This is a genomic window from Paraburkholderia sp. BR14320 (assembly GCF_040948665.1).
In the GTDB taxonomy this organism is placed as follows: Bacteria; Pseudomonadota; Gammaproteobacteria; order Burkholderiales; family Burkholderiaceae; genus Paraburkholderia; species Paraburkholderia youngii.
In genome coordinates this window covers 18,085-34,705 of sequence record NZ_JBFPKG010000035.1, presented here as the reverse complement: position 1 = coordinate 34,705, position 16,621 = coordinate 18,085, and the positions used below count along the sequence as shown (strand labels likewise).

The 16,621-nt window shown below is 63.6% G+C and carries 18 protein-coding genes; 12 read left to right on the top strand and 6 right to left on the bottom strand.

Going from position 1 to position 16,621, the window contains the following annotated elements; all coding sequences use genetic code 11:
* Positions 1 to 383 precede the first annotated feature (383 nt).
* Positions 384 to 1,085 carry a DUF2968 domain-containing protein gene (locus AB3X89_RS26940; RefSeq protein ID WP_368586005.1) on the bottom strand — a complete coding sequence of 234 codons (702 nt, stop codon included), beginning with the start codon at positions 1,083 to 1,085 and terminating at the stop codon, positions 384 to 386.
* A gap of 451 nt (positions 1,086 to 1,536) precedes the next feature.
* Complete coding sequence (locus AB3X89_RS26935) at positions 1,537 to 1,875, bottom strand: hypothetical protein (protein WP_368586004.1); 339 nt, start codon at positions 1,873 to 1,875, stop codon at positions 1,537 to 1,539.
* Positions 1,876 to 2,279: 404 nt separating this feature from the next.
* Here AB3X89_RS26935 and AB3X89_RS26930 point away from each other — a divergent pair, with 404 nt between their 5' ends.
* Entirely contained in the window at positions 2,280 to 2,582 is a 303-nt protein-coding gene (locus tag AB3X89_RS26930) for a helix-turn-helix transcriptional regulator (RefSeq protein WP_176107853.1), read from the top strand.
* 83 nt (positions 2,583 to 2,665) lie between these two features.
* Entirely contained in the window at positions 2,666 to 3,724 is a 1,059-nt protein-coding gene (locus AB3X89_RS26925; RefSeq protein WP_368586003.1) for an alkene reductase, read from the top strand.
* A gap of 92 nt (positions 3,725 to 3,816) precedes the next feature.
* On the opposite strand, the gene AB3X89_RS26920 is transcribed toward AB3X89_RS26925, so the two are convergent.
* Positions 3,817 to 4,344 (bottom strand): GNAT family N-acetyltransferase, encoded by a 528-nt coding sequence (locus AB3X89_RS26920; RefSeq protein ID WP_368586002.1) that lies wholly within the window; start codon positions 4,342 to 4,344, stop codon positions 3,817 to 3,819.
* A 153-nt stretch (positions 4,345 to 4,497) separates the two neighbouring features.
* Between AB3X89_RS26920 and AB3X89_RS26915 the strand changes: the two genes are divergently transcribed.
* The 4 genes from AB3X89_RS26915 (at position 4,498) to AB3X89_RS26900 (ending at position 7,744) form a co-directional block, all read left to right on the top strand.
* Positions 4,498 to 5,145 (top strand): VTT domain-containing protein, encoded by a 648-nt coding sequence (locus AB3X89_RS26915; protein ID WP_368586001.1) that lies wholly within the window; start codon positions 4,498 to 4,500, stop codon positions 5,143 to 5,145.
* Positions 5,146 to 5,266: 121 nt separating this feature from the next.
* Complete coding sequence (locus AB3X89_RS26910; protein WP_368586000.1) at positions 5,267 to 5,719, top strand: MarR family winged helix-turn-helix transcriptional regulator; 453 nt, start codon at positions 5,267 to 5,269, stop codon at positions 5,717 to 5,719.
* A gap of 45 nt (positions 5,720 to 5,764) precedes the next feature.
* Positions 5,765 to 6,343 (top strand): isochorismatase family protein, encoded by a 579-nt coding sequence (locus tag AB3X89_RS26905; RefSeq protein ID WP_368585999.1) that lies wholly within the window; start codon positions 5,765 to 5,767, stop codon positions 6,341 to 6,343.
* Positions 6,344 to 6,394: 51 nt separating this feature from the next.
* Complete coding sequence (locus AB3X89_RS26900) at positions 6,395 to 7,744, top strand: MFS transporter (RefSeq protein WP_368585998.1); 1,350 nt, start codon at positions 6,395 to 6,397, stop codon at positions 7,742 to 7,744.
* Between the two features lie 47 nt (positions 7,745 to 7,791).
* Here AB3X89_RS26900 and AB3X89_RS26895 read toward each other — a convergent pair whose 3' ends face one another.
* Complete coding sequence (locus tag AB3X89_RS26895) at positions 7,792 to 8,748, bottom strand: LysR family transcriptional regulator (RefSeq protein WP_368585997.1); 957 nt, start codon at positions 8,746 to 8,748, stop codon at positions 7,792 to 7,794.
* 283 nt (positions 8,749 to 9,031) lie between these two features.
* Here AB3X89_RS26895 and AB3X89_RS26890 point away from each other — a divergent pair, with 283 nt between their 5' ends.
* Genes AB3X89_RS26890 through aroQ form a run of 3 tightly spaced genes read left to right on the top strand, consistent with a single transcriptional unit; the run spans position 9,032 to position 12,046 of the window.
* Positions 9,032 to 10,435 (top strand): MFS transporter, encoded by a 1,404-nt coding sequence (locus AB3X89_RS26890; protein ID WP_368585996.1) that lies wholly within the window; start codon positions 9,032 to 9,034, stop codon positions 10,433 to 10,435.
* Positions 10,436 to 10,486: 51 nt separating this feature from the next.
* Positions 10,487 to 11,557 carry a Gfo/Idh/MocA family protein gene (locus AB3X89_RS26885; protein ID WP_368585995.1) on the top strand — a complete coding sequence of 357 codons (1,071 nt, stop codon included), beginning with the start codon at positions 10,487 to 10,489 and terminating at the stop codon, positions 11,555 to 11,557.
* Positions 11,558 to 11,608: 51 nt separating this feature from the next.
* Positions 11,609 to 12,046: a type II 3-dehydroquinate dehydratase gene (gene aroQ, locus AB3X89_RS26880; RefSeq protein WP_368585994.1), complete on the top strand. Its 438-nt coding sequence runs from the start codon at positions 11,609 to 11,611 to the stop codon at positions 12,044 to 12,046.
* On the opposite strand, the gene AB3X89_RS26875 is transcribed toward aroQ, so the two are convergent.
* Positions 12,043 to 13,122, bottom strand: a complete 1,080-nt coding sequence (locus AB3X89_RS26875; RefSeq protein WP_368585993.1) for a hypothetical protein — start codon at positions 13,120 to 13,122, stop codon at positions 12,043 to 12,045. The two genes, aroQ and AB3X89_RS26875, sit on opposite strands and share 4 nt — an antisense overlap.
* Before the next feature lie 118 nt (positions 13,123 to 13,240).
* On the opposite strand from AB3X89_RS26875, the gene AB3X89_RS26870 reads away from it, so the two are divergent.
* From AB3X89_RS26870 to AB3X89_RS26860, 3 genes are all read left to right on the top strand, one after another.
* Positions 13,241 to 14,146, top strand: a complete 906-nt coding sequence (locus AB3X89_RS26870) for a LysR family transcriptional regulator (RefSeq protein WP_368585992.1) — start codon at positions 13,241 to 13,243, stop codon at positions 14,144 to 14,146.
* Between the two features lie 99 nt (positions 14,147 to 14,245).
* Positions 14,246 to 14,920, top strand: coding sequence for an HAD-IA family hydrolase (locus AB3X89_RS26865; RefSeq protein WP_368585991.1), 675 nt, complete (start codon positions 14,246 to 14,248; stop codon positions 14,918 to 14,920).
* A gap of 34 nt (positions 14,921 to 14,954) precedes the next feature.
* Positions 14,955 to 16,103 carry a DSD1 family PLP-dependent enzyme gene (locus AB3X89_RS26860; RefSeq protein WP_368585990.1) on the top strand — a complete coding sequence of 383 codons (1,149 nt, stop codon included), beginning with the start codon at positions 14,955 to 14,957 and terminating at the stop codon, positions 16,101 to 16,103.
* 9 nt (positions 16,104 to 16,112) lie between these two features.
* Here the strand turns inward: AB3X89_RS26860 and hpaR are convergent, their stop codons facing one another.
* A complete protein-coding gene (hpaR, locus tag AB3X89_RS26855) occupies positions 16,113 to 16,520 on the bottom strand; it encodes a homoprotocatechuate degradation operon regulator HpaR (protein WP_176124839.1) in 408 nt (135 codons plus the stop codon).
* Positions 16,521 to 16,621 lie beyond the last annotated feature (101 nt).

Here is a 16,621-nt window from a genome sequence, read left to right as displayed (position 1 = left end):
GTAAGCCGTAGCTGGAGTTTTACGCATCCATCGATTCCGGGTATCACCTTACGACGCCCCTGCCTGTGCGGATATCCTCAATGGATTCACCCTGCCCATAATCTCGTGCACGCGGAACAATGAACTGCATAAGACCACTCGGCAAGAAGAGCCCACACCTCGGTCCGATTTGGACAGACCTGACACTGGTCGGTCGCAAGTACTAACGCACGCTCTATCGCCACTCGCATCCTTAATCTGCACCGTAGATAGATCCTAGACCTATTAACGCTGAGGAAGGATCAGGCAACACGTCCTAAATACCTCGTGTTCGTTGTATCGGGTCCCGGAAGCAAGCATGAGGAGGAAGCCATCGAGCGCGGGCTTGCAAGATTGCTGCGGATCTATTTTGCGCCCGGCAAACCGGCTTCATTCTGCCTTTGCAGTGTATCGACCTGACGTTGCAGTTCGCGCAATTGCGCCTGCGCTTGCACCTTTTCCGCGCGCAGTACGGCGGCCTCGGCCTGCATTCGACGCTGACGATCGTCGACCTGCGCCTGCTGCGTGCGGGCAACGTCCAGATCGGCCTGCAGACGCCGCGCGCGGTCCGCTGACTGCGCGAGCCCTCGATTGAGAAACGCGTTTTGCGCTTCCAATTGCGTGCGACGAATTTCGACTTCTGCCAATTGCGCAGTCTGCTGCACGAAGCCTGCATAGATTGCTTCGGCACGTGCCTCGTCCTGCGACTTGATAACACGCCAGAAGTGGCGATCCTGAAACAACGCAACGTAGTATGTCATTTCCTGGGGATAGAAGAAGAGCGTTGCGCCGTAACTACCGTTGTACGTCGTCCGCAACTCCGTCAGCTTCGCGTCGTGAATCATCTGGATCAGTTCGGCGACATAGCCTTGCACGTCGCTGTCGGCCGCTGCGCCAGATGATGCTCCAGATGCGGGTGTGGCCGGTTGCGCTGTCAGCGCGCTCATCGCGGGTCGCGTGCCGACGACTGGAGCCTCGCGCTCCTGCGCCAAGGCCAGCTCCACATACATGGACGACGACCCAAGGGCAAGCAAAGCAGTCAGCCGCAGAAAAAAAGAGTACCTCATCGCAACTTCTCCTATGTGAGTTGAATTCTCACCAATGAATGTCATGTTGGAAACAACGTCACGGGCTTCGGTCGGAACGTGTTACGAAATCTGCAAATTGGTGCGGCTTTTGATGGTCTTATCGCGATACCCAACGCGCCATCGCTCCGAATATTGCTTAGGGATTCGATATTTCATCAACGAATTGTTAGGCGAAGCGGTGGTGGATAAAGGCGACTTTGAATTGTCCTTCCCGAATTATATGTATCACTTCGATGCCGAACAGCCTTACCCTGTATGGTTGCCTCGTCCAGCGCGAAGAGAAAATGAAAGTTTCGCCCTTCTGCGCGGAGCGGTAAGGTCAAGCCGACAGGCATAAATGCTCTTGGTTTGCTCCCGTACTTCGATCGGCACGCCGGCGCGCTCCAAGGTATCGCGCAGAGTCTTCGATCCGCCCTGCGGATGAACCACTCTAGGACTCCGACATGACAAGCAATGCAGCGTCGGACAACTGATTATTGGCGGTCTTGCTAACCAACTTTTTCGGAGCCAACACAGCCATGTCCAACGCCGGGCTCGGTTGCATTGCGCCGGATGCGTTCGCGCGACCGACCATCTCCGTTACCGCCACCCAGGCCGACGCACCCAGCAAGGCAACCATGCCGAACAGCAACACGGCGGACGCCGGGGAGTTGAAGTGGGAATGTACGAACTGACTCGCTTTAATGTACGAGCGATTGCGCACGTATTCCGTAGATACGGCAACCGCATCGTTCCAAAACCTCAAAGTCGGAATAAACAGGGTAGGCATGAATGACATTGCTTCAAACGCACCGAAAACCTGACTGACAAAATGTAATCCTTTCGCACGACACGCCCAAGTAAGAATAAGCGCTAGGTTATGGACTACCGTTAGCCGAGAATATCGGCCAAATCCGATTATTGAGATAATCGGAGAGAGCGAGGGCGATTGGATCAAAAGGAGTTTCGCCCTATTGCAATGCGAATCGAAACGAGCGCGTTCGCCGCAATCCGGCCGAACAACTTCGCTTTTCGCGAAGTTTCAACTTTTTTGTCTTGTCGAAACCTATCGCCCCATTCAGGGTAGTGCTTTCACCCATATCGTGAATATCCGATATATAATTCGTTCCGTAGCGATGCATGTTGTGCACGTGATACAGCGTGCGGCTTATCGAACCACCTGAAACCATCCACATGACGCCCGATTTCGACGCGATCCACAAAGCGCTGGCCAACCCGGTCCGCCGGGAGATTCTCGGCTGGCTGCGCGAGCCGCAAGCGCATTTTGCCGATCAGGAGCTGCCGCTCGACCACGGCGTGTGCGCGGGCAAGATCGACGCGCGCTGCGGTCTGTCGCAGTCCACCGTGTCGGCGCACCTCGCCGCTTTGCAGCGCGCGGGGCTCGTCACGTCGAAACGGGTCGGTCAATGGGTGTTTTTCAAACGCAACGAGCCGGTTATTCAGGCGTTTCTCGAATACATGAACACCACGCTCTGAGTACCGCACTCGCATCGCCGCGTTTCCTTTTTCACGCAGTTTTATGAGGCTCGGGCCCTGCCCGCCGCCAAAGGTGAACTCTTATGCCGACTCTTTTCGATCCGCTGCAAATTGGCGATATCACGCTGCCGAACCGCATCATCATGGCGCCGCTCACGCGTCAGCGCGCCGAGGAAATTCGCGTGCCGAACGCGCTGATGGCGCGCTACTACGCCGAACGCGCGAGCGCCGGCCTGATCCTCAGCGAAGCGACGTCGGTCACGCCGCAAGGCGTCGGCTACGCGGATACGCCGGGCATCTGGTCGCAGGAACAGGTTGAAGGCTGGAAGCTCGTCACGCAGGCCGTGCACGACGCGGGCGGCAAGATCTTCCTGCAGCTGTGGCACGTCGGCCGTATTTCGGACCCGGTGTTCCTGAACGGCGAGCTGCCGGTCGCGCCGAGCGCGATCGCGGCCGGCGGTAACGTGAGCCTCGTGCGGCCCGAGCGTCCGTTCGTGACGCCGCGCGCGCTCGAGCTCGACGAAATCGCCGGTGTCGTCGAAGCATTCCGCAAGGGCGCGGAAAACGCCAAGGCCGCGGGCTTCGACGGCGTCGAAGTGCACGGCGCGAACGGCTATCTGCTCGACCAGTTCCTGCAGGACAGCACCAACAAGCGTACCGATATCTATGGCGGCCCGATCGAGAACCGCGCGCGTCTGCTTCTAGAAGTCACCGACGCGTGCATTAGCGTGTGGGGTGCAAACCGCGTCGGCGTGCATCTCGCGCCGCGCCGCGACTCCCATACGATGGGCGATTCCGATCCGGCCGCCACGTTCGGCTATGTCGCGCGCGAACTCGGCAAGCGCAAGATCGCGTTTATCGCGGCGCGTGAAGCGCTCGGCGACGACCGCCTCGGCCCGCAGCTAAAGAAAGCGTTCGGCGGCCCGTACATCGCGAACGAGAAGTTCACGAAGGAAACCGCGCAGCAGGTGCTCGACGCCGGTGAAGCGGATGCGGTGGCCTGGGGCAAGTTGTACATCGCGAATCCGGATCTGGTGCGCCGCTTCGCGGAAGATGCGCCGCTGAACACGCCGGTTCCGGCGACGTTCTATGCGCGCGGCGAAGCCGGCTACACCGATTATCCGGCGCTGGAAACGGTGTAATCGGCAGTGACAGCGGGCCCATGTCCGCTGCATGAAATGACAAATCGGCGGGCGTGACTGAATTTCAGCCACGCCCGCCGCTTTTTTGCGCGCTAGGCCAGATCGCGCCGCATGAATACCCGTTTCGACTCATCGAGCCCGCGCGCGATATGCGCGTCGCGCCGCGCGAGCAATGCCGCGTCGAGTTCCGACGTGGTGAGCTCGCGAAAGCCGAGCCGCCGGTAGTACGGCGCGTTCCACGGCACGTCGCGATACGTCGACAGCACCAGTTGCGCCAAATGCCGCGCGCGCGCGATTCGCGCGACCTCTTCGATCAATGCCGCGCCGATGCGCCTGCCCGCGTGCGAGGTCAGTACGTCGAGCTCCTGAACGTAGATGCGCGCCGGCTGCGGCTCGAACATCACGAAGCCCGCGCAAACCTCGTGCTGGTCGAGCGCGACGATGATCTCGCGCGCTTCGATCTTGCGCTCGACGACCTCGCGCGCCATCGGCGGTGCGTCGGCGATTCCGGTCATGCCGACACTGACGAAACGCAGCCCCGCTTCGAATTCGATGGCGCGAATCGTTTCCGCTTCGTGCGGCGTGGCAAAACGGAAGGTGATGGCGGACTCGCGCGACATGGCATTGCATCTGATGAAGACCACCCGAGTTTGACATCGGCGCGGCAACATCGACAAGCGTCAAACGACATAAACTCGTCGCGCAAGCACCTGCACCCACGCGCGCGGGACTACACTCATCAGTTCCGAACGCCACCTGAGGCTCATGCCAACATGAACCTGATGAATGTGCTGCAGATCGCGCTGCACCTCGACCAGCACCTGAGCGCGCTTATCGTGCAATTCGGCACGGCAATCTACGCGCTGCTGTTCGTCGTCGTGTTCGTCGAGTTCGCATTTCTGCCGCTGTTCTTTCTGCCCGGCGATCCACTGATCTTCATCTGCGGCGCGCTCGCGGCCACCGGTGCATTGAACGTGTGGATCATCGCGCCCGCGCTGTTCGTCGCGACGGTGGCCGGCAGCATCGTCGGGTACGCGATCGGCCACGCGGTCGGCGACAAGGTCTACACCCGCAACTACTACTGGCTCAACCGCAATGCGCTGAGCCGCGCCCACGCGTTCAGCGAGGCGCGCGGCCGCCTCACCTTCCTGCTTTCACCCTACATCGCCGTGGTGCGCACGTTCGCGCCGTTCGCCGCCGGCGTGTCGCAAATGACGTTCTCGCGCTTCGTCACGTTCGTCACCGCCGGGGCGGCACTGTGGATCGTGTCGCTGATCGCGGCCGGCTATCTGTTCGGCAACGTGCCGGTGGTGCGCGAGCATCTGAGTTCGCTGGTGTTGCTGGGCCTCGCGCTCGGCGGTGCGATGCTGGCCGGCGCCGCGGTATGGCGTTTTTTCAACCGGCGGATGCGGGCGCGTTGAGCGCGATCGTGGCACTGCCCTCGCGTACGGGGTCCCGCCTCCTAAGACCTTGACCCAGGCGAGGTACGAAGGTAACCTTAGCAGGATACCTTCACATCATGTCATCGCACGAGCTCATCGCATGAGCAAATCCCCTCTTTCCGGTACGCCGGAAGAACTCCATACGCTGGCCGAAGACCTGCGCGTGCTGGTGGGCAAGCTACGCCGGCGTCTGCGCGAGGAGTCGCATGTCGGCGACTTCACGCCGTCGCAGGTGCAGGTGCTGAATTTGCTGGAACGCGAAGGCCCGGCCACGGTCACCGCGCTCGCGCGCGCGCACGGCATGCGTCCGCAGTCGATGGGAGAAACGCTCGCGGCATTGAAAGCCGCGGGGCTCGTCAACGGCGCGCCCGATCCCAACGATGGACGGCAGACGGTTCTGTCGCTGACTCCGTCCTGTCGCAAGAAGGTTAAGGCGAGCCGCGCGGCGCGCGAAGACTGGCTGTGCCGCACGATTCAAACGCGCTTCACGCAAGCCGAACAGCAACAGCTCGCGACGGGCGTCGATCTGCTGAAACGCCTCGTCGATTTGTAACTCGCGATGCGCGCACGCGCGTCTCGCCACTCGCAGGAGCACTTCATGGCACTCACTACTCTCGATGCCAAAACCGCACTGGTCGTCGTCGATCTGCAGCGCGGCGTCGTCGCGTTGCCCACCGCGCCCTATTCGGCCGGTGAGATCGTCGAACGCACGGTTACGCTGCTCGACGCGTTCCGCCGCCACGGCCTGCCGGTGGTGCTCGTGAACGTCACCGCCGGTGCACCGGGCCGCACCGAGCAGGGTCGCCACTCCGCCGACTTCCCGGCCGGTTTCGCCGATCTGCTGCCCGAACTGAAGCAGCAGCCGTCGGACCATCTGGTCACGAAGCGCACGTGGGGCGCCTTCACGAACACCGATCTGGCCTCGTATCTGCAACAGCAAGGCGTCACGCAAGTGGTGCTCGTCGGTGTCGCGACCAGCATCGGCGTCGAATCGACCGCGCGTTTCGCGAGCGAGGCCGGCCTGAACGTCACGCTCGTCGTCGACGCGATGACCGATCTGAACGCCGACGCGCACGCCAACAGCATCACGCGCATCTTCCCGCGCCTAGGCGAAACCGGCACGACGCAGGAAGTGCTCGATCTGCTCGAACGCTCGCGCGCTTCAAGCCCGGCTTGACGCGAGTCACTACCCGCATGCAGTCCACCCCGCATTGAGGACACCCTTGTCGTGAGCACCACGTTCCGTTCGCTGCGCATATTCAACTATCGTGTCTGGGCGAGCGGCGCGATCGTCTCGAACATCGGCACGTGGATGCAGCGCACGGCGCAGGACTGGCTCGTGCTCACCGAGCTTACGCATCACAACGCGACGGCGGTGGGCATCGTGATGTCGCTGCAATTTGGCCCGCAGATGCTGTTGCTGCCGCTCACCGGCTACGCGGCCGATCACTTCGATCGCCGCAAGCTGCTGTTCGCGACGCAGGCGGCGATGGGCACGCTGGCACTGGCGCTCGGTCTGCTCACGGTCACGGGGCTCGTGCAGCTATGGCAGGTCTACGTGTTCGCCGGGCTGCTCGGCTGCGTGACCGCGTTCGATTCCCCCGCGCGCCAGACCTTCGTATCCGACCTCGTCGGCGAGCGCGATCTGGCCAACGCGGTCGGGCTGAACTCCACGTCGTTCAACGCCGCGCGTATGCTCGGCCCGGCAGTCGCCGGTCTGCTGATCGCGTCGGTGGGCAGCGGCTGGGTGTTTCTGATCAATGCGCTGTCGTTCGTCGCGGTGCTCGGCGCGCTGCGCATGCTGCGGCTCGACCAGTTGCATATCAAGCCGCGCAACGTGCGCTCGCGCGGCAGCTTCGTCGAAGGCTTCAAATATGTGTGGACCCGCCCCGATCTGAAGGCGGCGCTGCTGATGCTGTTCCTGATCGGCACCTTCGGCCTGAACTTCCCGATCTTCATCTCGACGATGTCCGTCACCGCGTTCCGTGCCGGCGCCAGCGAGTACGGCCTGCTCAGTTCGACGATGGCAATCGGCTCGGTCACCGGCGCACTGCTCGCCGCGCGCCGCGCGCGGCCCACGATCGGGCTGCTGCTCGGCGCGGGGGCGATATTCGGCATCGGCTGCACGACAGCCGCGCTGATGCCCAACTATGTGCTGTTCGGGATCGTGCTGGTCGTGATCGGCGTGTCGACGCAAACCTTCACCACCTCGACCAATAGCCTCGTGCAACTGACCACCGAGCCCGCGATGCGCGGCCGCGTCATCGCGATCCTGCTCGCGATCGCGCTCGGCACCACACTGCTCGGCGCGCCGGTGGTCGGCTGGGTTGCCGACCGTTTCGGCCCGCGCTGGGCGCTCGGCGTCGGCGCGGCATCGGGCTTCGGCGCGGCGCTCGTCGGTCTTGTCTATCTGATGCGCTACCGGCAGTTGCGCTTCTATCGTGAAGGCTGGCGCCTGCGTTACAGCATCGAAGACCCGCTGCCCGTCACGGCCGCGACGGTCGTTCCCGACTCCGTCACGACGCTTCAACGCAGCGAGCTCGACGCGGCGGAAGAGGATACGGCTTCGAGCGTGTAAACACGCAAGCGTGTGGGCGCCGGACCCGGGACCCGGGCATGCGCAGCTCAGAGTCCGCCCACGCCGCGCGTCACCAGTGCATACGGTCCGCGTGTCAGCTGCTCCCTGAGAAACTCGATACACACCTGAATCCGCGCCGACGACGACAAGCGCTCGGCCGTCACCGCCCACACATCGGCGGACTGCTGATAGTCGGGCAGCACACGCACCAGTTCGCCCGCGCGCAGGCTCTCGGCCACGTCCCAGACCGACACCATCACGATCCCGTAGCCCTGCTTCGCCCACTGCACGACGATGTCGCTCAGATTCGACGCGACCGTGCCCGTCACCTTCACGCTCTTTTCGCCGTGCGGCCCGCTGAGACGCCAGACTCCGAAGCGGTCGTCGCGGCCGCGAAACAGCAGGCAATCGTGGCCGGTCAGATCGTTGAGTTCGACCGGCGCACCGTGCTGCTCGAGATAAGCCGGCGACGCGCACAGAATCCGCGCGCTCTCCACGATCTTGTGCGCGATCAGATGCGGCTCCTGGACTTCGCCCACGCGCACGTCGATATCGAAGTTCTCGCCGACCACATCCGCGCGCCGATCCAGCAGTTCGAGCCAGATTTCGAGGTTCGGGTGGCGCTCGCGCAGCATCGCGAGAATCGGCGACACGTGCTTGCGGCCGAGCCGCAAACTCGTGCTGATACGCAACAGACCGCTCAGCTCGGTGCGGCGATAGGCGAACGCGTCGGCCATGCCCTGCACGTCATCGAGAATTTTTTGCGCCCATTGCAGCGCGGCTTCGCCGTCGCTCGTCACGCTGACGCGGCGCGTGGTGCGCTGAAACAGCTTCACGCCGAGACCGGCTTCGAGCATGGCGATGCGCTTGCTCACATGCGACGGCGACAGCCCCATCTCCGTCGACGCCGCGACAAAACTGCCGCGCCGCGCGATATGACAGAACAGCTGCAGATCGCGCAGGAAGGATTCATTCGTGGCTGTGAGCGCATTCTGATTTTGCATCTGGACGCATTGTGTCGGCGCATAACGCTATTACCCTAGCTGCAACGGATGGCTTGGGCAAGGGCCGGTCGTTTGAACGGCGGTCCAATGCAATGCCCGGCGCACTCAGGCCGTGGTTAACCCGCAGTGTGCCGCGGCGGCGTATGACATGCGTCGATCCATACCGTTGTGCTGCACCGCGGCAACGAGATCAGGAAAATCCTGGCTTGCGCGGTGCCCGTTTAAAAGCGCCAATGATTCAGCCGTAGAAGCTGACAAAAACATTTCCCATTCAGGAGACGACATGCAAACGAACGCATCGGCAAGTGGCGGGCATAGCTCGCAGGCGCGCAAGGCAACCGCCAGCGGCTGGATTGGCTCGGCACTCGAGTACTACGACTTCTTCATCTATGCGCAGGCCGCCGCGCTCATCTTTCCTCAACTGTTCTTCCCTTCCGGCAACCCGAAGATCGCGATCGTCGCATCGCTCGCAACCTACGGCGTCGGCTACGTCGCGCGGCCGATCGGCGCGATCGTGCTCGGGCACTGGGGCGATACCCACGGGCGCAAGAACGTACTGCTGCTCTGCATGTTCCTGATGGGTCTGTCGACGATGGCGGTCGGCTTGCTGCCGACTTATCACCAGATCGGCTTTCTCGCGCCGGTGCTGCTCGTCGTGCTCCGGCTGATCCAGGGCTTCGCGGTCGCCGGTGAAATCTCGGGCGCCAGCTCGATGATCCTCGAGCACGCGCCATTCGGACGACGCGGCTATTACGCGAGCTTCACGCTGCAAGGCGTGCAGGCCGGCCAGATTCTCGCCGCCGCCGTATTCCTGCCGCTCGCCTATTACATGGACGACACATCGTTCAACTCGTGGGGCTGGCGCGTTCCGTTCCTGCTCAGCGCGATCGTGCTGATCGCCGGCTACATCATCCGCCGCGAAGTCCACGAAACGCCCGCGTTCGAGAAGGAAGGCGCGAGCGGCGGTGTGCCTCGCTCGCCGATCGTCGAAGCGTTCAAGTACAACTGGCGCGACATGCTGCGCGTCGTGCTGTGCTCGCTGATGAACGTGATCCCGGTCGTCGCGACGATTTTTGGTGCGGCGTACGCGGTGCAGCCGTCGTACGGGATCGGCTTTTCGAAAAGCCTGTATCTGTGGATTCCGGTGATCGGCAACATCGTCGCGGTGCTGGTGATTCCGTACGTGGGCAACCTATCCGACCGGATCGGGCGGCGTCTGCCGATCATCGTCGGCGCGCTCGGGGCAGGGCTGCTTTCTTTTGCGTATCTGTACGCGATCAGCATCCACAACGTGCCGCTCGCGATGGTGATGTCGATCCTGATGTGGGGCGTCATCTATCAAGGCTACAACGCGATCTTCCCGAGCTTCTACCCGGAACTGTTCCCGACGCGTTCGCGCGTCTCGGCGATGGCGATCGGCCAGAACATCGGCACGACGATCACCGCGCTGCTGCCAGCCCTGTTCGCCTACGTCGCGCCGCCGGGATCGCACAACGTGCCGCTGACGATCGGCGCGATCACGTTCGGCATCACGATCGTATGCGCGATCTCCGCATGGAGCGCGCGCGAGAACTTCCGTGTGCGTCTCAGCGACCTCGGCGAAAAGAATGCCGTGCCGATGGACAAGCTCAGCTACGACGCGATGCGCGCGCAAAGCATGGCCGCGGGAAAAAAAGCCGTTGCTTGAGCCCGCTTGCCGGCTAGCGCGCCTTAACCAGTACTTTCAGGGAACCCGCTCATGACCAGCACCCGGATCGCCGTCGCCGGCGCGGGCTACATCGGCCGCGCTCATATGGCGGTCGCGCAGCAAAGCGACGCGTGCACGCTGTCGGCGATCGTCGATCCGTCGCCCGCAGCCGCCGCGCTCGCGGCCGAGGCCGGCGTGCCGCTGTTCCGCACGCTCGACGAACTGCTCGAACGCGATCGCCCCGACGGCGTGATTCTCGCGACGCCAAACCAGCTGCACGTCGAACACGCGTCGCGTTGCCTCGCGGCGCGCGTGCCGACGCTGCTGGAAAAGCCGATCGCGCCGAGCGTCGACGAAGCGGAAACGCTCGCCGCCGACGCGGCGCGCAGCGGCGTGCCGCTGCTGATCGGTCATCATCGCGCGCACAGTCCGATCATGGCGCGCGCGCGGCAGCTGATCGACGAGGGGCGGCTGGGCAAGCTCGTCGCGGTGATGGGCAGCGCGGTGTTCTTCAAACCCGACGAGTACTTCGCCGACGCCGACTGGCGGCGCCAGCCCGGCGGCGGTCCGATCCTGCTGAACATGATTCACGAGGTGCACAACCTGCGCATGCTGTGCGGCGACATCGTCGCCGTGCAGGCTTTCTCGTCGCATGCGACGCGCGGCTTTCCGGTCGAGGATACGGTCGCGATCAACCTGCGTTTCGCGAACGGCGCGCTCGGCAGCTTCATGCTGTCCGATACCGCCGCGAGCGCGCGCAGCTGGGAGCAAACGTCGCAAGAGAACAAGGCCTATCCGTCGTATCCGGACGAAGACTGCTACGTGATCGCGGGCACCTTCGGCTCGCTCGCGGTACCGACGATGCGCCTGAAGACCTACGCCAAAGCCGCGGACCGCTCGTGGTGGAAGCCGTTCGACGTCAGCGTCGCCGAGATGACGCGCGACGACCCGCTAAAGCTGCAGCTCGAGCATTTCGTGCGCGTGATTCACAGCAAGGAGCCGCCGCTCGTCAGCGCGCAGGACGGTTTGCAGAATCTGCGTATCACCGAGGCGATCGTCGAAGCGGCGAAGACCGGTGCGGTCGTCGATACGACCCGCGCTGTCGCGGCGGCGGTCCACTAAAACAAGCCGAATTGGCGCCGATATTTCACAGTTGATTACTCAGGATGGTCTATGAAAACATTCGTGATGCTGCACGGCATCAACCACAACATGTTCGGCAAGCGCGATCCCGCGCAATACGGCACGATCACGCTCGAAGAAATCGACGCACGGCTGCGCGCGCTCGGCGACGAGCTCGGCGTGCGGGTCGAGAGCTTTCAGACCAATAGCGAGGCGGCGATGTGCGAGCGCATTCACCAGGCGTTCACCGACAACGCCGACGGCGTGCTGATCAACGCCGGCGCGTGGACGCACTACAGCTATGGCATTCGCGACGCACTCGCGATCCTGACGGTGCCAGTGGTCGAGATCCACATGTCGAACATTCACGCACGCGAGGCGTTCCGCCATCAGTCGGTGTTCGCGGAGATCGTCAAAGGGCAGATTTGCGGCTTCGGCGTGGACAGCTATCTGCTCGGGCTGCGCGCGGCGGTGTCGGCGGCGGGCTAGCGCCACGTTTCGGTCAACTCGTTGGCCAGCACCATTTTCTGGCGGACCACCTCGACGAACGCCGGGTCGATACCCGGCTGCGCCTTCAGGAATTTCAGCGCGGCGGAGTGCACGGCGCGCAACGCGCCGCCGTCGATGCCCGTCATGCGCGCCGCGCTGCGCCGCGTTTCAACGACCAGATCGCGCGCGCTCGTGAAGTCGGGTGACAAGCCGCATTGCGCATCGAACGCGGCGCTCAGGCCGCTCGCGTAGTCGCGCGACTCGCCGAGCCGCTCCATATCGATCAGCAGATCGACGCCCTCACCCATGCGCAACGCGCAGAGAATCCACAACGCAATGAACGCGCGATACGCGTTGTCGCTGTCCACCGTGCGCGCGAACTGCTCGCACGCGAGCGCATATGCGTCATCGGGCATCGGCGGCAGCGGCGGCAGGCGCACGCCGCACACGCCGATCGCCTCGCTCACCAGCGGATCGATCTGATTCAGACCGAGCACGCGAAACGGCGCGGCGACAAAAAACGCATTGCTCCATTGCTGCCGCAGCAGCCAACCCGACGCGAACTGCGACGCGGGATTGCGCAGCACACCCACGTGCAGCGCCTCGGCAAACGCGCGCTTCAGCCACGGCAGACGACCGCCCGTGCGGCAAAACTTGAACACCGGCACGCGGCCCTGCTCGACCGTGTGTGCGCTCAGCGCGCGCAGATAGGCCTGCATTGACGGGAACGTCGCATCGGGCTCGCGGGTAAAGCGATCGATGCTGAAACGCCGGTCGTAACCCGCGACGCCGCGCGCGTCTTCGCGCAAAAACGGCCGGTATTCGTCGAAGTATGGCGCGGCCAGCGGCGGGTGACCCGAGGTCAAGGTCGGCCGCGACGCGGGCACGTCGGCCAGTTTGAGATCGGCGAGCACGTTGCTGAGCGGCTCGTAGAAACCGGCCGCGCCTTCGAGTTCGCGCAGCCGCGACCACACCCACGTGCCCGCGCTGCGCCAGCCCGTGTGCAGAAAAACCGCCTGTTTCAGCGGAGTATCGGGCGCTGCGTCGTTCGCGGACGACTCATGAGGCAACGACATGGACTTCTTTTCCAATGATTGAATCAATAGACCGGAAGCGCCACTTTACCCTGTGATCGAGCGGGACGCATTATGCTGCGAGATTCCACGCTTCCGCCAATGCACTCACCTCGCCCTCATGAACGATTCGGCCGATATACGCTTCCTGCTCACACTGCGCGCGAGCGGCAGTCTGATCGCCGCCGCGCGGCGGCTCGCGCTGTCGCCGTCGGCGATCACGCAGCGTTTGCAGCAACTCGAAAAGAAGCTCGGCGCGCAGCTCGTGAACCGCAGCGCGCGCCGCCTGCAATTCACCGACGAAGGCCTGCTGCTGTGCGAGCGCGGCGCCGATCTGATCGCGCAGTTCGACGCGCTGTTCGACGATCTGCAAACGCGCCGCGGCGGCCTCGTCGGCACGCTGAAGATCAATGCGCCGCTCGGTTTCGGACGACGCCATCTGGCGCCGCTGATCGGCGAGTTCCAGCAGCAGAACCCCGATATCGACGTCGCGCTGACGCTGTCGGACCGGCCGTTGACCGAAACGCTCGATCGCTTCGACATCGTCGTGCATATCGGCGAGCTGCCGCTGTCGAACCTGATCGGCTATACGATCGCGCCGAACGCGCGCTTCGTCTGCGCGGCGCCCGCACTCGTCAAGCGAATCGGCCAACCCGAATCGCCGGAAGCGTTGAGCCGGCTGCCCTGCATCGTGCTGCGCGAAAACAACGAGGACGTGTCGCTGTGGCAGTTCAGCAAGGGCCGCACGCGCCGCAGCGTGCGCGTATCCGCGCATCTGAGCTGCAACGACGGTGACGTGATCCGCCAATGGGCCTGTGAGGGGCGTGGCGTGATTCTGCGCTCCGAATGGGACGTCGCAGACGATCTTGCGAAGGGCAAACTGGTGCGTCTGCTGCCGGGCTGGAAAGCGCCGGATGCGAACGTGATCGCGCTCACGCATCAGCGCACGGGGCTGCCGGCGCGCACGCGCCATTTCATGCAGTATCTGCAAAGCCGCTTCAGGCCGCTGCCACCGTGGCGGCGATAATTCAGTTAGTCTGAATCTAAGAGTCATCCCCCCTGAACGCTGACGTCCTATCGAAAACCTATAATCGACTCATCTTCAACAGCCGGCCTACATGCAATCATGACTGCTGCCGCCCACGCCACCGACACCCCCGCCTACCCCGACGCAGTCCTGTTCGACCTGCTCACCGCCCTGCTCGACTCGTGGACCTCGTGGAACCGCGCGGCAGGCTCCGACGAAGCGGGTCGCGCCTGGCGTGCCGCCTATCTGCGTCTGACGTACGGCTGCGGCCGTTACGTCCCCTACGAACAACTGGTGCGGAAAGCCGCCACGCAAGTCGGTCTGTCCGAAGCGGCCGCGAACGCGCTCGAAACGGACTGGCTGAATCTGACGCCATGGCCGGGCGCGCTCGACGCATTGCGTGCGCTCGCGCCGCACTGCAAGCTCGCGGTTGTCACCAACTGCTCCACGCGGCTCGGCTTGCAGGCGTCCGCGCTGTTGCCCGTGCGCTGGGACGCGATCGTGACCGCCGAGGAAGCCGGCGTCTACAAGCCGGACCCGCTCCCGTACCGTCTCGCGCTCGACAAACTCGGCGTCGAACCGCGGCGCGCCGCGTTCGTCGCCGGGTCGAGCTACGACATGTTCGGCACCGCGGCCGTGGGTCTGCGGACCTACTGGCACAACCGGGTCGGCCTGCCGCTCGTTGCGGGTGCGCAAGCGCCCGAGGTCGAAGCGGCATCGCTCGACGGGCTCGTGCCGTGGCTCACAAGCTTTGGCCGCGAGCGTCGCCATTGAACCTAAAACCTCACCTCGTTCCTCAGGTGCAAGCATGAAACTCGAACAGATCGAAACCCCGGCCGCGTTGATCGACGTCGCCCGGATGCAGAAGAACATCGCGCGCATGCAAGGGCGGATGAATACGCTCGGCGTCGCGTTCCGGCCGCACGTGAAGACCACCAAGTGCATCGACGTCGTGCGCGCGCAAATCGCCGCCGGCGCGCGCGGCATTACGGTATCGACGCTGAAAGAAGCCGAAGCGTTCTACGCGGCCGGCGTCCACGACATCCTGTACGCCGTCAGCATGGTTCCGTCGAAGCTGCCGCGCGCGCTCGCGCTGCGTCGTCAGGGCTGCGATCTGAAGCTGGTGGTCGACAACCCGACCGCCGCCGCGGCGCTTGCCGCGTTCGGCGACCAGCACGGCGAAACGTTCGAGGTCTGGATCGAGGTCGATACGGACGGCCATCGCTCGGGAATCCAGCCTGAACAGCAGACGCTGCTCGACGTCGGGCGGATTCTGCACGAGAACGGTGTGAAGGTCGGCGGCGTGATGACTCATGCGGGTTCGAGCTATGAGTTGAATACGCCCGAAGCGCTCGCCGCGCTCGCGGAGCAGGAGCGCGCGGGCTGTGTGCGCGCCGCCGAGCGGCTGCGCGAAGCGGGCATCGCGTGTCCAGCGGTCAGCGTCGGTTCGACGCCGACCGCGCTCGCCGCACGGAATCTCGAAGGCGTCACCGAGGTGCGGGCCGGCGTCTACGTGCTGTTCGATCTGGTCATGCACAACGTGGGCGTCTGCACGCTCGACGACATCGCGCTCAGCGTACTCACGACCGTGATCGGTCATCAGGAAGACAAAGGCTGGGTGATTCTCGACGCGGGCTGGATGGCGCTAAGCCGCGATCGCGGCACCTCGCGGCAGTCGCACGATTTCGGTTATGGGCAGCCGTGTTTGCTCAATGGCACGTTGCTGCCGGGCTATGTCGTGAGCGGCGCCAACCAGGAGCACGGGATTCTTGCGGCGGCTCAGGCCGATCCGCAAGCCGATGCACAGAGCGACGACATCGCGCAGCGCTTTCCGATCGGTATGAAACTGCGCATCCTGCCGAACCACGCGTGCGCGACCGGCGCGCAGTTCCCCGAGTATCACGCGGTCGCGCCGGACGGCAGCAGCGTCGCGTGGCAGAGGTTTTACGGCTGGTAAGCCACCGCGTCACTCATCCTCTTCCGACAACCCCGCCAGCAGATCGTCGACCGCGCGATATACGCGCTCGACGATCTCCGGTCCCACCTTGCGCTCGAGTTCGCGATAGTGCGCCTCGAGATCCTTCGAAATCACGCGTACCAGTTCGATGCTCGTATCCGTCAGCGACACGAGTACGCGCCGCTGATCCTCCGCGAAACGTTCCTTCGTCACGAGCTCCATGCTTTCCATGCGCGCGAGCACGCCGGCCATGCTCGGGCTCGAAATCGTGCAGATGTCGGAGATCTGGCGCGGCTCCATCGGGCCGTGCTCGTTGAGCGCGCGAATCACTCGCCATTGCTGCTCGGTGAGTCCGTGCGCGGTGATCAACGGACGAAAGCGCTCCATCATTTTTTCGCGAGCGCGTAATAACAGCATCGGCAGATTGCGGTGCAAAACCCGGGTGGACGCAGCGGACATGTTGGCAAGAAATCGGAAAGAAAAGCTGTCGAAGCTTACGGGAAAACCCGCGATCAACT

Coding starts and splice junctions, on each gene's coding strand:
- AB3X89_RS26890 (WP_368585996.1), top strand. CDS start 9,032: ATGCAAACGAACGCATCGGCAAGTGGCGGGCATAGCTCGCAGGCGCGC.
- AB3X89_RS26930 (WP_176107853.1), top strand. CDS start 2,280: ATGACGCCCGATTTCGACGCGATCCACAAAGCGCTGGCCAACCCGGTC.
- AB3X89_RS26875 (WP_368585993.1), bottom strand. CDS start 13,122: ATGTCGTTGCCTCATGAGTCGTCCGCGAACGACGCAGCGCCCGATACT.
- AB3X89_RS26920 (WP_368586002.1), bottom strand. CDS start 4,344: ATGTCGCGCGAGTCCGCCATCACCTTCCGTTTTGCCACGCCGCACGAA.
- AB3X89_RS26860 (WP_368585990.1), top strand. CDS start 14,955: ATGAAACTCGAACAGATCGAAACCCCGGCCGCGTTGATCGACGTCGCC.
- aroQ (WP_368585994.1), top strand. CDS start 11,609: ATGAAAACATTCGTGATGCTGCACGGCATCAACCACAACATGTTCGGC.
- AB3X89_RS26895 (WP_368585997.1), bottom strand. CDS start 8,748: ATGCAAAATCAGAATGCGCTCACAGCCACGAATGAATCCTTCCTGCGC.
- AB3X89_RS26915 (WP_368586001.1), top strand. CDS start 4,498: ATGAACCTGATGAATGTGCTGCAGATCGCGCTGCACCTCGACCAGCAC.
- AB3X89_RS26925 (WP_368586003.1), top strand. CDS start 2,666: ATGCCGACTCTTTTCGATCCGCTGCAAATTGGCGATATCACGCTGCCG.
- AB3X89_RS26935 (WP_368586004.1), bottom strand. CDS start 1,875: ATGCCTACCCTGTTTATTCCGACTTTGAGGTTTTGGAACGATGCGGTT.
- AB3X89_RS26885 (WP_368585995.1), top strand. CDS start 10,487: ATGACCAGCACCCGGATCGCCGTCGCCGGCGCGGGCTACATCGGCCGC.
- AB3X89_RS26940 (WP_368586005.1), bottom strand. CDS start 1,085: ATGAGGTACTCTTTTTTTCTGCGGCTGACTGCTTTGCTTGCCCTTGGG.
- AB3X89_RS26870 (WP_368585992.1), top strand. CDS start 13,241: ATGAACGATTCGGCCGATATACGCTTCCTGCTCACACTGCGCGCGAGC.
- AB3X89_RS26905 (WP_368585999.1), top strand. CDS start 5,765: ATGGCACTCACTACTCTCGATGCCAAAACCGCACTGGTCGTCGTCGAT.
- AB3X89_RS26910 (WP_368586000.1), top strand. CDS start 5,267: ATGAGCAAATCCCCTCTTTCCGGTACGCCGGAAGAACTCCATACGCTG.
- AB3X89_RS26865 (WP_368585991.1), top strand. CDS start 14,246: ATGACTGCTGCCGCCCACGCCACCGACACCCCCGCCTACCCCGACGCA.
- hpaR (WP_176124839.1), bottom strand. CDS start 16,520: ATGCTGTTATTACGCGCTCGCGAAAAAATGATGGAGCGCTTTCGTCCG.